At 61.4% G+C, this 13,596-nt stretch carries 8 protein-coding genes and 1 tRNA gene; 3 read left to right on the top strand and 6 right to left on the bottom strand.

The window, feature by feature from the left end; translation table 11 throughout:
• Positions 1-117: 117 nt before the first annotated feature.
• Genes GGQ64_RS22830 through kaiC form a run of 3 tightly spaced genes read right to left on the bottom strand, consistent with a single transcriptional unit; the run spans position 118 to position 3,509 of the window.
• Positions 118-1,512 carry a sensor histidine kinase gene (locus tag GGQ64_RS22830; protein WP_210300385.1) on the bottom strand — a complete coding sequence of 465 codons (1,395 nt, stop codon included), beginning with the start codon at positions 1,510-1,512 and terminating at the stop codon, positions 118-120.
• On the bottom strand, positions 1,509-1,799 hold the full coding sequence (locus GGQ64_RS22825) for a circadian clock KaiB family protein (RefSeq protein ID WP_246422865.1): 291 nt from the start codon (positions 1,797-1,799) through the stop codon (positions 1,509-1,511). The genes GGQ64_RS22830 and GGQ64_RS22825 overlap by 4 nt, the downstream gene beginning before the upstream one ends.
• A gap of 30 nt (positions 1,800-1,829) precedes the next feature.
• Positions 1,830-3,509 carry a circadian clock protein KaiC gene (kaiC, locus tag GGQ64_RS22820; protein WP_183807649.1) on the bottom strand — a complete coding sequence of 560 codons (1,680 nt, stop codon included), beginning with the start codon at positions 3,507-3,509 and terminating at the stop codon, positions 1,830-1,832.
• Between the two features lie 354 nt (positions 3,510-3,863).
• On the opposite strand from kaiC, the gene katE reads away from it, so the two are divergent.
• The 3 genes from katE (at position 3,864) to GGQ64_RS28330 (ending at position 7,248) form a co-directional block, all read left to right on the top strand.
• Positions 3,864-5,975, top strand: a complete 2,112-nt coding sequence (katE, locus tag GGQ64_RS22815; protein ID WP_183807648.1) for a catalase — start codon at positions 3,864-3,866, stop codon at positions 5,973-5,975.
• Positions 5,976-6,120: 145 nt separating this feature from the next.
• On the top strand, positions 6,121-6,513 hold the full coding sequence (locus tag GGQ64_RS22810; protein ID WP_183807647.1) for a GFA family protein: 393 nt from the start codon (positions 6,121-6,123) through the stop codon (positions 6,511-6,513).
• A 261-nt stretch (positions 6,514-6,774) separates the two neighbouring features.
• On the top strand, positions 6,775-7,248 hold the full coding sequence (locus tag GGQ64_RS28330) for a DUF5343 domain-containing protein (RefSeq protein ID WP_183807751.1): 474 nt from the start codon (positions 6,775-6,777) through the stop codon (positions 7,246-7,248).
• Between the two features lie 129 nt (positions 7,249-7,377).
• Here the strand turns inward: GGQ64_RS28330 and GGQ64_RS22800 are convergent, their stop codons facing one another.
• From GGQ64_RS22800 to GGQ64_RS22790, 3 genes are all read right to left on the bottom strand, one after another.
• On the bottom strand, positions 7,378-8,115 hold the full coding sequence (locus GGQ64_RS22800) for a hypothetical protein (RefSeq protein ID WP_183807646.1): 738 nt from the start codon (positions 8,113-8,115) through the stop codon (positions 7,378-7,380).
• A gap of 564 nt (positions 8,116-8,679) precedes the next feature.
• Positions 8,680-8,756: transfer RNA gene (locus tag GGQ64_RS22795), tRNA-Arg, on the bottom strand.
• Positions 8,757-9,037: 281 nt separating this feature from the next.
• On the bottom strand, positions 9,038-13,534 hold the full coding sequence (locus tag GGQ64_RS22790) for an FG-GAP-like repeat-containing protein (RefSeq protein ID WP_183807645.1): 4,497 nt from the start codon (positions 13,532-13,534) through the stop codon (positions 9,038-9,040).
• Positions 13,535-13,596: the final 62 nt, after the last annotated feature.

Here is a 13,596-nt window from a genome sequence, read left to right as displayed (position 1 = left end):
GCGAATCTGAAGGATCGCGGCGCGCCTTAGATCAATGCATCCGATGGAATCGTGATGCGACAGATAACCCCTGATGGGTCAAAATCGAACTCTGCGCCTCCACCGGAATACCGTAGGCTACGCGTGATGACCGCGTGTCCGAACCCCTTTCGTTCGGGGGGGGGTGACGCGCGGCCCACCAGACTCGCGCCATTCAAGGACGAATGCACCATTTTTTCCATCATCGCGGCCAACCGCGCGCACAGTGATGTGCCCGCCCTGTTGTGAGAGCGCGCCGTATTTCACCGCGTTGGTCGCAAGCTCATGCACGATCAGGCCAAAGGAAATCGCAGTTTGAGGCGTGATCGCAACGTTCAAACCCTCGATCGTAACCTGATCAGCGGTTGCCTCGATAAATGGTGTTAGCTCGGACATGACGATACTGCGCAGTTCAAGGGATGACCAAGATTTCTCCAGGAGCAAGGTATGGGTTGCTGCCAACGCCTCGATGCGACCGGAAAATGCCTTCTGGAAGGCCTGCAGCGTATCTGTATTGGAAGCTGTCCGGGCGCTGATAGATACGACCAAGGCAAGGATGTTCTTTACACGATGGTCGAATTCGCGCGTCAGAAGGTTCTGCTGTTTTTCGGCGGCCATGCGCTCAGAAAGATCGACCATGGTGACAACGGCACCGCTGATGCGATCCCCGGCAATCCGCAAGGGGGCGGCACTGATCAGATAGTCCTTCACCTTCGGAGCCTTCGATGCGGTGGCTTCAATTCCTCGCAAAGGGGTACCGGCGATCACCTTCGCAAGCATGTCGTCTGCCTGGAGGAACCCAGTGGAATCGCGGAACCGGAGCGGAATGATATCGGCGAAGACCTGCCCGATCGGGTTTCCGTCATAGACAATCCTGGCCGCAGCGTTGGCGTGGGTAATGACGCCGTCGCGATCGCATACCAGAACGGCCTCGTTGGCCGAGGCAATGACCGCGCGAGCGGCGTGTTCGCTCTGCTCGACGCCCTCGTTGAGAACCCGCTCGGTCACGTCGGCAAAGGTCACGGCATGCCCTGAAGTCGTGCCGAACTGCAATGGACTCGCCATTACGATGAAGTGACGATCGACCTCTTCGCCCCGAGGAAATCGAACTTCGCGACTTTGTCGGGTCGTATGTGCTTCGCCGAGCAACTGCCCGATTTCCTTCCCGGTATCGGCCGCCAAAGCGTCCGCCAGCACCTTTCCCTGCAATTGGGCCAGCGACGTGCCGAGCAGCCGTGTGAGCGTGCTGTTGGCGTAGAGCACGCGCCCGGAACCGTCGAGCGCAGCCGCGCCCGGTTCCATGACTTCCATGAATGTCCTGTAGGAATCGGGGTCGCCCCCGATCGTGAATATCTCCTCAGCCTGAGAACCACGCATGACCAGGGCGTCGACCTCGTTATCCCGGATTGCTCGCAGCGTTTCCTCGGCCTCGGCGAGCCTGTGACGAAGGTCGGCGATCAGGAGATCATTGTCCAAAGACGAAGCAGACGTCATGCGCCGTCGCCGAGCTTGAGATTCGTCAGCACCTTATGGGTGTCGGAAAGATCACCGATGAGCTTGCGCAGCGGGATCGGCAGCTCCCGCACGAGAGTCGGGATCGCCACGATGCCGTGCTCGCGCGCGAGCTTTGGATCCTGTCTCAAATCGATCACCTCCACGGCGTATTGCCCAGGGAGGTCTTCGGCGCATATCCTTTCCAGGTTGGCGATTGCGGCAAGGGATTTCGGCGTCTGTCCGGCCACATACAGGATAAGTTTTCGAGGAGGCTTTGCGAGCGTCATTGGCATTTCCTTCGGAGCAATTACCAGCCGCTAAGATTTGCGACTTTTCCCCATTTCGAGCTGGTCGTTTTCTGCCTGGCGTAAATACTCGTCTTCGTTCTGTGTCATCGCGTTGAGCTCTATCTCGTCCGCATCGAGCTCTGCCTGCAACGCTTCCATCTGGGCCTTGGCACGCCGCCGCTTTTGCTGAATCTGCAGTTGGGCTTTCGCCAATTCCGCTCGGCGCCGCATTTCCGCGCGCCGGGATTTGCCTTCTTCGCTCTTTCGCGCGGAACCGGTGAGGGCACCATGCTCGCCGAGATACGGAGGAACGAGCTTGATCCCCTCGCCGCTCATGATGAATTCGCGGACCTGATTGGAGTGCGCCAGGCCCCGCGCCTTGAGCAGATAGAGTTCGCGATTGAATTCGCCGTTGACTTCACGGTTGAGCAGGAGAATCCAGGCATCCATGATGGATGACAGGCCGGCGTCGGTCTGCACCTGCCTCTCCTGGCCGTGCATGAGATGCGTGAGGACGGCAGTCACGCCACGGCTCTTCAGAAAATCGACCACACGCAGCAGCATCGACTGGATTTCCATGCGGTCGCCGCTTTCCAGGAAGGAGGAGATCGGATCGAGGACGACAAGGCCGGGGTTGAACTTGTTCACCTCGCGCAACATCACGGCCAGGTGCATCTCGATGCTGTAAAATGTCGGCCTCGTGGCGATGAAGCGAAGCTTGTCTGATTTGATCCACCGGCCGAGATCGATCCCGAGGGAGTTCATGTTCCTGACGAATTGATCGGCCGATTCCTCGAAGGAAAAGACGAGCGCACGTTCGCCGGCGGTGCAGGCAGCGTCCGCAAAGCTTGCGGCGACCGACGATTTGCCGGAACCGGCGACGCCGGAGACGAGGATGCTGGACGCCCGGTGGAAACCGCCTCCCGTCAGCATGTCGTCGAGGTCCGCAATCCCGGACGAGACACGCTCCTCGGAAACCTTGTGATCCAGACCAAGCGAAGACACAGGCAGCACACTGAATCCGTCCTGGTCGATGAGGAACGGATACTCGTTCGTGCCATGTGCGGTGCCGCGATACTTCACGACACGGAGGCGTCGCGTCGAAATCTGGTTCTGCACGCGATGGTCAAGCAAGATCACGCAGTCGGAGACATACTCCTCCAGCCCTTGCCGCGTGAGCGAGCCATCACCCCGCTCCGCGGTGATGACCGTCGTCATCCCTTTGTCTTTCAGCCAGTCGAACAACCGGCGGATTTCGGCGCGCAGGATCGCCTCATTGGAGAAGACCGAGAACAGACTTTCGATGGTGTCCAGCACGACCCGCTTGGCACCGACTGAATCTATCGCCGCCTCCAGCCGGAGGAAGAGACCTTCCAGATCAAAGTCGCCGGCCTCCTCAAGCTCCGAACTGTCCAATGCGATGTATTCGAAAACGATCTTTTGGTCGTCGACCAACCTGTCGAGCGCGAATCCCAGAGAGGCGACATTGCTGACGATATCGCCCGGACGCTCCTCGAAGGTGACGAAAACGCCAGGCTCGTCCAGGTCGCGCGCGCCGTGGACCAGGAACGTCGTCGCAAAAAGCGTCTTGCCGCAACCGGCTGAACCGCAGACGAGCGTCGGGCGACCGGTCGGGACGCCCCCGAGCGTCAGCTCATCGAAACCGTCAACACCGGTGGAGGATTTTGAAATGGCTTGGGAAAAGGACATTGCGCACTCACAGAAGTTGAGATTGCCACCGATACCTCAAATTGGGACGCGGCGCGACTCGGCATAGGTAACGGCTGTATCGAACCTCCATTAACGTCGCCTCAAGCCCTCGCGGCCAACTATGACCCAAGCATGCAAAAAGTCATCTATCTGAATCGACTTGAGATCGGCTATCCCCGTCGTTCAAATCAACCGCTTACCAGCGCGAGCCTTGCGGTTGTTTTCCGAATGCGTCGATCGCACGATCGACAATCCAGGCGCCCATCGCGTGTTTTGCAGGTCCCTGGGCGTTCCCCGATGGAACTTCTGCCCGGCCCGGAAATTACTCCCTATTCCGACAATGGGAGGCGGGCCATGCCACGCAAGAACTCCAAGCAGGCGAACGACCTTGCAACGATCCACGACCAGAAGCTTCATCGGGGAAAGGGGGGCGAACTTCACCAGTTTGCCGAGGACGGACACGACGTCCTGACGACCGCACAGGGCGCGCCGGTCGACGATGACCAGAACACGCTGCGCGTCGGTGCGCGCGGGCCGGCGCTGATCGAAGACTTCCACTTCCGCGAGAAGATCTTTCATTTCGATCATGAGCGCATTCCCGAGCGGGTCGTGCACGCGCGCGGCTACGGCGCCCACGGCTTCTTCGAAACCTATGAACCGCTTGCGCGCTACACGAAGGCCGATTTCCTTCAGCGGGCCGGCGAGAAGACCCCGGCGTTCGTGCGCTTTTCCACGGTCGCCGGCAGCAAGGGATCCGTCGACCTTGCCCGCGACGTCCGCGGCTTCGCCGTCAAGCTCTACACCAGGGAGGGCAACTGGGATCTCGTGGGAAACAATATCCCGGTCTTCTTCATTCAGGACGCAATCAAGTTTCCGGACGTCATCCATGCGGTGAAACCGGAGCCCGACCGCGGCTTCCCGCAGGCCCAGTCGGCGCACGACAACTTCTGGGACTTCATCAGCCTGACGCCCGAAAGCATGCACATGGTCATGTGGGTGATGTCGGACGGCGCCATTCCGCGATCCTTCCGTTTCATGGAGGGCTTCGGCGTCCATACGTTCCGCTTCGTCAACGCAAAGGACGAATCCACCTTCGTCAAGTTTCACTGGAAGCCGAAGCTCGGCCTTCAGTCGGTCGTCTGGAACGAGGCCGTGAAGATCAACGGGGCGGACCCCGACTTTCACCGACGCGACCTCTGGCAGGCGATCCAGTCAGGCAACTTCCCGGAATGGGAGCTGTGTGTGCAACTGTTCGATGAGGATTTCGCCGACAGCTTCGATTTCGACGTCCTCGATCCCACCAAGATCGTCCCGGAAGAGATCCTGCCCGTGCAGCCGATCGGCCGGCTCGTCCTGGACCGCATGCCGGAAAACTTCTTCGCCGAAACCGAACAGGTAGCGTTCATGACGCAGAACGTTCCTCCCGGCATCGGCTTCAGCAACGATCCGCTGCTGCAGGGCCGTAACTTCTCCTATCTCGACACGCAGTTGAAACGCCTCGGCAGCACCAATTTCACCCACTTGCCCATCAATGCCCCGAAGTGTCCCTTCCACACCTTCCAGCAGGACGGGCACATGGCGATGAGGAACCCGGCCGGCCGGGTCAACTATCAGCCGAACTCCTGGGGCGAAGGACCACGCGAATCGCCGGTGTCGGGATATCGTCACTTCCCGTCGGACGAAGCCGGCCAGAAGGTGCGGCTGCGCCCCGAAAGTTTCGCCGATCACTACAGCCAGGCCCGGCAGTTCTTCATCAGCCAGACCCCTCCCGAGCAGCGCCACATCGCCATGGCGCTGACGTTCGAGCTGAGCAAGGTCGAGACGCCGGCAATCCGCGAACGGATGGTGTCGCATCTCTTGAATATCGACGAAACCCTTGCAGACAAGGTCGCCTCAGCCCTCGGCCTTGCGAAGATGCCGAAACCTGCGGACGCCGCTGTCGGCCCGCGGCAGGATCTCAAGCCCTCGCCGGCGCTCAGCATCATGGAAAATGGCCCGAAGCGCTTCGAAGGCAGGAAGCTCGGCATCCTTGTCACCGATGGAAGCGATGCAGCCCTGGTGCAGGCCGTCGCATCGGCGATCGAAGGCGAGAAGGGTGCCGTCGAATTGATCGCACCCAAGGTCGGCGGCGTCACGCTTTCGGACGGGACGTTGCTGCCGGCCCAGCAGATGATCGACGGCGCCCCGTCGGTGCTCTACGACGCGGTTGCCTTGCTGCCCGGCACGGATTTCGTGCCCGCCCTGCTGAAGGAAGCTACGGTGCGGGACTTCGTCGCCGACGCCTTCGCCCACTGCAAGTTCATCGGATATGTCGCCGCCGCCCTGCCATTGTTTGAGAAGGCCGGCGTCGAGGACATGGACGAAGGCATGGTCGAACTCGATGGCAGCAAGGCCGTCAACGCTTTCGTGGGCAAACTCGGCAAGCTTCGGTTCTGGGCCAGGGAGCCGGCGACGAAGCTGCAGTAGGCACGGATCGCAAGAGTTCGGCGGCCGCGACTGGCTATCGTCGCGGCCACGGAAGGCGCTGCGCGTCCTCGGCCTCAGCAGGCAATTGCAGGGACGGTATCGTAGCTGTAACCATTCCGTCCGAATGATTTCGGAGGAGGCGAACATGGACCGGTTCACCGGCGGCTGCCTGTGCGGCAATGTCCGATTTGTGGCGTCGGGCACCCCGTATCGGGTCGGCCTTTGCCACTGCCTCGACTGCCGCAAGCATCACGGCGCGCTCTTTCACGCCTCGGCGATCTTCCCGCAGGAGGCGGTGACGATCGAGGGCGAAACGCGCGACTACGCCGGGCGGTTCTTCTGTCCCCGCTGCGGGTCGCCCGTTTTCGGGCATACCGCGGACGAGATCGAGGTGAACCTCGGATCACTCGATGCCCCCGACCAACTGCGGCCGACCTACGAACTCTGGACCGTCCGCCGCGAAGCCTGGCTGCCACCGTTTCCGGTCGCCCGACAATACGACCGCGATCGCGACAGCACGGGTCGCTCCGAAGAATAGGTCGCCCGAACGCTGCGAAAATGCCCGGACGAACTGGCGCGCGCGCCTGACTGAAGCCGTATGCGACATGTCGCAGATCTTGCGACCCATCCAAGCGTTGTGCACAGTACCAATTTATACTGGAGGATACATGGGCGGCTTCGGTACACCAATGTCACGGGAAATATTAAACCTCTACGTGAAAATATTCTAACGATCGGTGTTCCGCAAAAGGTCACAACTGCGTGGCTAAACGATCGGATACACTTCCAGTAACGACAAATTCTTGATCGAGGTATTAAATTCGTCGGCCTGATCGAAAGCGCTGGGACACTTACTCCCGTCTGGAGTGTTTTTCGGGGCGCTCGCCATAAAGCAGTTCTTGGAAAGACGATCATAAATGGCTATGCCGAGTTGTATGCTATCTATCCTGACGCCCACTCGCGATTAAACACCGATATCGGGCACGTCTTCAGCACGAATTCGACCGCCGGTCAGCAAGTAGTCTCCAAGACCGTGGCTACGTTCAAGGCGTTGGTGGCAGAGGCCGAATTTTCTTCAGAAGCAACGAGCACCGATACATCGATCCACACGGGCCCGCTCCATACTGCGCCGCGAAGACCATTCTCGTTCGGCATCGAGAAGCTTGCACGGTTCTTGCCGACGAACTCGCTTCTCGACGTGCCCTGTCCGCACAGGAAATCTTGGATGCGCTCGGTCACTATGGCCAAATCGGCCCCAAGACGTTTCGCTTAGATTAGAGATGGCGGGAGATCAACACCTGCTTTGGTCGGCTTGGCGGTCCCTGCTTCGGTTCGCGACAGGACACTCAGGTCGGCAGGTCGATCTCCCGAAGCTCATTGAGTCGCTGATCGTAGACGGCGTTCAAGCATCTCGCGTCGCCACCGCAATCGTTGCGGTCCTTGAGCCACCTGCGCTGCACTTCGAGAAGGCGCACATTGTTACCTCTGTGGGCGTTGAGCCGGATATACACGAGAAGCTCGGTCCATCAACTCCCGTCTCCTGTCCGTGCCCTCGGAGGTGCGCTTCCGTTCCGATGCAGAGCAGGAGCGCACCCTTCTTGTTCAGCTCGGCCTTCACCTCATCGAGAAGCGGTGTCCAAAGATCGATCCACTTGTCGGCGCCCACGAGTTTGTTGCCCTCCGCGAAAGCAGCTTCGTGAGCGCGTTTGACCGCCGCCCTGTCTGGTTGCAGGAAGGGGGCGCACCGGGACTGAAGCAGCGAATACGAGGCGAACCTATCCGCATAGACGTCGACCGTGGGATTTGCTGAAGGCGTTGTGATGTTTCCGCCGTCCACCTTGTAGGTTTCGATACCCAGCATTCTCGCGCGCTCGGGGGTGAGGAGCAGGAAGTCGTTCGGCCCGGCAGTCGTGAAATATCGTATGGCCTCGATGCGGAGACCTAGATGGGTGAGATAGGAGCCGATCTCGGCATTCGCGACACCGCTCTCGCGATACTCGCCGTTCTCCTCCCGATAGGCCGCATGAAATCCGATGAGGGAGGTGTCGGACATGTACCGCCGGACACCGGAGACCCATATCAGCCCGCAGGCGGAGAAACATTCCTGATCGGCGGCGACCATAGTCGAGAAGTCCGACATCCGGATTGTCGCTCCTATCTGCAATGCTTCCTTCACAAGCCCAACGGGGCCTTTCAGGATGACGGACGCACGGTTCAGCCCCTCGGCCAGCTTTGAGAATTTCTCGCCGTCACCTTGCTCTATCGGCCCACGCAAGCTGATGAGCGCAACGTCGATCCCCGGACAATCGATCTTCTCGATTTCTGCGGCTTGCGCGACAGTACCGGCAGCACAGCGCCATCCCGACCGGCAAGCCCAGCCACTTCATAGCAAACATCCCAGCCCCCTGGCGAGCTTGATAACCCCGATAACAGTATACCGATCCTCGTGCGAACCGCTACTTTCCAGCGCTCTTAGTGCCTGGAATCCTCACAAAAAAGGAATTCGAGCGGGCTACCAGCGCGCAGACACAGGTGCCCCGAAACTAGACATTGAGGGGATTTGGTCCTGCGTCACCGTACCTTAAGCTCCCAGGCTCATCGCTACGGCGGAGAAGCAGCAAGATCTTCGGAGTCAGGCGCAAATCAAGGCGGCCTTATTAGCGTGGAATCGGCGGCGACTGGCGTTCGCAGTTCTGTACTGAAATGGCGCACCCGACAGGATTCGAACCTGTGACCTTTGGAATCGGAATCCAACACTCTATCCAGCTGAGCTACGGGTGCTAACCGTTTTCGGCGAGGAATCGCCGGGCCGATGGCTGGTTCTTAACCCAGGATGCCTGCCGCTTCAATCGGCAATTTCAGTTCGACAGGGCGAAACCGGACCGGGGGCCCGGTTTCGTTGGTTGCCGGGCTCCGGCCATGGGGGCGCCGCGCCCGTGGAACGGGCGCGGCGCTGGTCCTAGAGCATGTCGCGCAAAAGTGTGCTGCGGTTTTGCGGCCACGACATGCGCAGAACCAAGGCCCTAAAGCGCGGGAGCAAACCTGAAAGACCGCGAGGCGCTTTAGAGCAGGAAGTCGCCGGCCTTCAGGGCGATGGCGTCGTCGAGATGCAGGATGAAGTCCGACTTGCCGTCGCCGTTCGTGTCGCCATGGACATAGGTGTCCGGGCCGGCCTTCTCGAAGCGCAGTTCCCCGGCCTTCTTGTGCCAGGCGTCGCTGCCGATGAAGGTGAAGGCCTGGTTTCCGGCCGCCTTGGTGCTGGCGTCGATGCCGGAAAGGTCGATCTTGTCGCCGTCCTTGCGGTCGAAGTCGAAGATGGTATCGGTTGCAGACTTCTTCGTACCCAGATCCTTGGCGGACCTGAAGACAAAGGTGTCCTTGCCGGCGCCGCCATAGAGATCGTCGTGCCCCGCACCGCCTTCGAGCTTGTCGTTGCCGCCTGCGCCCGAGAGCCTGTCGTTGCCCGCCTGTCCGCTCAGGCTGTTGGCAGCGCCGTTGCCGTACAGCTTGTCGGCATAGCGCGAGCCCGAGAGGTTCTCCATCGAGACGAAAGTGTCGCCCCTGGCGTCGTTGGTGTTGAGCGACGCCTTGGCCAGGCTTGCGGTCACGCCCGTCTTCGCGTCGGCATAGGAGGCGGTATCCTTCCCCGTCCCGCCGTCCAGCCGGTCGGCGCCAGCGCCGCCCACGAGCGTGTCGTTGCCAGTGCCGCCGAGCAGGGTGTCCCCGCCGGCCAGGCCGTGGAGCACGTCGTTGCCGCCGGCGCCGTCGATCCTGTCGACGCCCACGCCACCCTTCAACGTTTGCGAGGCGGACGAACCCTTGATCGTATCGACCACGTCGGTGACGCTGATGCCGAAGGTCTTGACGATCTTGCTGGTGCCGTCGGAGACCTGGACGGTGACCGTCTCCTTCTGCACCTTCTCATAGTCCACGGCCTTTGCCGTCACCAGCTTGTTGCCGGAGATCTTGAACAGGCCGCCGGCGCTGTCGGTCAGCTTGTAGGTCAGGGCCTTGCCTTCCGGGTCCTTGGCCGAAAGCGTGCCGACGGTGGTGCCGATTGCCACGTTCTCCTTGATCTTCGTCGAAGACAGCGAAAGCGAGGTGGGTGCTTCGTTGACGTCGGTGACGCTGATGGTGAAGGTCTTCGTGGTCTTCAGTCCCGCGTTGTCGGTCACCGCGACGGTCACCTTGTCGGACTTGAGGGCCTCGTAGTTGATCGCCTTCGCGGTCACCAGCTTGTTGCCGGAGAGTTTGAACAGGCCGCCGGCGCTGTCGGTCAGCTTGTAGGTCAGGGCCTTGCCTTCCGGGTCGGTGGCAGAAAGCGTGCCGACGGTGGTGCCGACCGCCACGTTCTCCCTGACCTTCGTGGCCGACAGCGAAAGCGACGCAGGCGCCTCGTTGACGTCGGTGACCTTGACGGTGATCTCGCTGGAGGTGGACTTGCCGTCCTCGTCCGTCGCGGTGAAGGTCAGCACGTGGGAGGCCTTGGCCTCATGATCGAGGGCCTTGGCGACCTGGAGCTTGTTGCCGACGATCTTGAAATAGCCGCCGGGGTTGGAACTGAGGCTGTAGGTCAGGGCCGAGCCTTCCGGGTCGGTTGCCGAGAGCGTGCCGACCGTGGTGCCGGTGGCGACGTTCTCCTTCACCGAGGTGGCGGAGATGCCGAGGTCGGTGGGCGCCGCGTTCTCGATCGGGGCATATTCCTGCGTCGCGACGTTGAAGAGCGCATCCTTGAACTTGATGAACTCGACGTTCTTGAGCCGATCCATCTCGCCCGTGGTGTTGTCGGTGAGATAGGTCGTGGTCAGGACGAGCGCGTTGTAGTCGGCAGCCTTGCCGGAGACGATGAAGGTATCGGTACCCTCGCCGCCGTCGACGACGTCGTTGCCTGCGCCGCCGGTGATCGTGTCGCCGCCGGCACCGCCATTCAGGGTGTCGTCGCCGCCGCCGCCCTTGATCGTGTCGGCGAAGACCGTGCCGGTATAGACGTCGGCGCCGGACGAGCCGATGTAGTTCTGGGCGTAGGCATCTAGCGAATCCGCATAGACCGCCAGTCGCGTCGGCGAGCCGGCGGCGCCATACATGTGCGAAAGCGCGAAGTTGTGGACCGGGCCGTTCGCCTCGATGTCGGCTTCTTCCAGAGCACTGGCTGGCTTGCCGTTTTCGAGGGTGAGGCCGGTGATGCGCAGTTCCGCCGATCCGCCCTTGAACGAACCCGAGCCGTCGTAGGAGCCTGACCCGCGGATGCCGTATTCGATCGTGTTGATCTCGCCCCAGACCGTGTGGGTGTTGAAGTAGTATTCCAGCGATCCGCCCGCTACCACGTATTTCGAGGTCGGCTCCGTGCCGTAGCCCAACATCATCTCGTGGCCGGAGAAGGCTGCGCTGTTGTCGAAGACCGGCATGCCGCCGCCTTCGGTGCCGGCGACGAAACCGCCGCGAATATAGGCCTCGAAGTCCATGCTGGCGGCGTTGGAAGCATCGATGGTGATGGTGCCGGCCGACCCCAGCGGGTTGCCATCATCGTCGGTCGTGGTGATGCGGAAGGTCTTTTCGACGGTCAGGCCGCCGGAATCGGTGGCCAGGACCTTCACGTCGTAGGTGAGGGCATCGCCCAGGTCCTTGACGACCAGCTTGTTGTCGACGATCTCGAATGCGTCGCTGCCGCCGGGGATGCTGTAGGTGAAGGTGTCGCCGCTGTCGGGGTCGGTCGCGGCAAGCGTTCCGACGACCGTTCCCGCCTCAGCGCTCTGGGGGACGAGCACCTTCGACAGGGTAACCGCCGTCGGGGCCTCGTTGGCGTTGGTCACGCCGATCGTAAAGGTCTTGTCGGTGACGTTTCCGCCTGCGTCCTTCGCGCGAACGATGATCTCGTAGCTGCTTTCGGATTCGAAATCGAGCGTGCCGTTGAGCTTGAGCTGGTTGCCCTCGATCGAAAACATCGAGCCGGCGCTGGAGTACAGGCTGTAGGTGACGGCTCCGCCTTCCGGGTCCAGGCCGGAGAGCGTGCCGATCACCGTGCCGACATCGGCGGCCTCGGATATTTCGTGGCCGTCGAGCGTGAGATCGGTCGGGGCCTCGTCATGGGCCGGCGTCACGGCAAGTGCGATGGTCTTGGTCGTGGTCGAAGCGCCGCCGGCGTCCTGGTCGTCGATCGAAATCGACAGCTTGGCCGTGGTCTCGTCGTTGTTGGCGGTCGTGAACGTCGCGCCGCCGGCTGCGATGAAGGCGTTGATGTCGGCGATCGAGCCGACCAGCGTGATCGTGCCGCCGCCGCCGGTGACCGTGACGCCGGCAAAGGTGGCGTCGCCCTCGAGTGTCCCGCGATCGACAGTGAGCGTCACGCTGACCGGGCCGGCCTGGTCGTCGCTGAAGGCGATGCCGGTGATGGCCGTTGCCTCGTTCTCGTTGACCTCGAGCGCCTGCATGCCGAAGGCGACGCGTACGTCGCTGCGCACGCCGTCCTTGACCGCCGGACCCGCCGTGATCAGGTCGGCCACGCCGTCGCCGTTGAGGTCACCGTAGGATACGCCGAAGAAATCGGCATTGTCGGGATAGAGGGCGGCGGTCATGTGCTCCTTGAAGGAGCCGTCCGCCAGCTGTTCGAACCAGGACAGGTACGATTGCTGCGTATTGGCCGTATCGCCCACCGTCTGCCGGGATCCGGCCACGATGTCCTTCAACCCGTCGCCGTTGATGTCGACGACCTGGAAGCTGCTGACATAGCCGCTGTTATAGGTGCCGGCGGAGATGATCTGCTTGTCGCCGAACGTGCCGTCGCCGCCGCCCTTGTACCACGTGAGCTCCTTGCGGTTCGAGTTCGCGGCGACGATGTCGAGACTGCCGTCGCCGTCGAGGTCGACGAGCGTGACCTTCTCCACGCTGTAGACATTGTCCGCCTCGATGACCTGGCCGCTGGTGGTCGTTCCGTCGGCGTTGACGGTGAAGACGGAGATGTCGCCTGCAGCGTTGGAAGCAATGAGATCGAGCCTGCCGTCCCCGTTCAGGTCGCCGGTGGCGACCGAATAGGCCGACGGCACTTCGGCGACGATCGAGTTCGTGAAAGTTCCGTCGCCGTTGTTCTTCGTCAGAACGATGCCGGCCCCGTTGCTGGCGGCAGCCAGCATGTCGAGGTCCCCGTCGCCGTCGAAATCGACGCTCGCAATGTCGAGGACGTTGTTGAAGCCCGAGGAAAGCTCCTGGAACTCGCCGAAGGTGCCGTCGCCGTTGTTCTTCAGATAGCCGAGCGTCTGGGACGAATAGTCCTCGTTCCACTTGGCCACGAGAATGTCCTGTCGGCCATCGCCTTCGATGTCGGCCTCGAACATGTGCCAGTAGTAGCCGTTCTCGATGGTCGTGGGCGTGCCGAAGGTGCCGTCGCCCTGGTTCAAGAGCACGGTGATCGTCTCGGCATTGCGGCCGTTCAGCACGAGGTCGAGATGACCGTCGCCGTTCGCGTCGATGACGAGGGTCTCCTGGGCCTGCGTGCTGCCTCCGACGGCTTCCACCGTGTCGTAGGAGATGGTGGTCGGGGTTATGCTGATCGTTGGGGCACTCATAAGGAATTTCTCCAGTATCCGGCGGGTCGGCCGTCAGGCTGACTGACGCAAAGGTTCGTTCC

The organism is Mycoplana azooxidifex (assembly GCF_014196765.1).
Classification (GTDB): domain Bacteria; phylum Pseudomonadota; class Alphaproteobacteria; order Rhizobiales; family Rhizobiaceae; genus Mycoplana; species Mycoplana azooxidifex.
This window is presented reverse-complemented; position numbering and strand designations above follow the sequence as displayed.